This window comes from Burkholderia sp. BCC1996, from assembly GCF_905339955.1.
Taxonomy (GTDB): domain Bacteria; phylum Pseudomonadota; class Gammaproteobacteria; order Burkholderiales; family Burkholderiaceae; genus Burkholderia.
In genome coordinates, this window is record NZ_CAJPHM010000115.1 from 1 (window position 1) to 328 (window position 328).

Sequence of the window (328 nt, forward strand, 5' to 3'; positions counted from 1 at the left end):
CTCGCGTATCGGCCGCGCATGGGCCGCGATCCGCGAAGACGAAATCGCCGCGAAAGCGATGGGCATCAACACCCGTAACGTGAAGCTGCTCGCGTTCGCGATGGGCGCGTCGTTCGGCGGCCTGTCGGGCGCGATGTTCGGTGCGTTCCAGGGCTTCGTGTCGCCCGAGTCGTTCACGTTCTGGGAATCGATCGTCGTGCTGGCGTGCGTGGTGCTCGGCGGCATGGGCCACATCCCGGGCGTGATCCTGGGCGCGGTGCTGCTCGCGATCTTCCCGGAATTCCTGCGTTCGACGATGAGCCCGCTGCAGCACGCGATCTTCGGTCAC

At 66.5% G+C, this 328-nt stretch carries 1 protein-coding gene; it reads left to right on the forward strand.

The features are described 5' to 3' along the window. A partial coding sequence (locus U4Z64_RS37470) for an ABC transporter permease subunit (protein ID WP_415750636.1) occupies positions 1-328 on the forward strand: 328 nt, incomplete at both ends.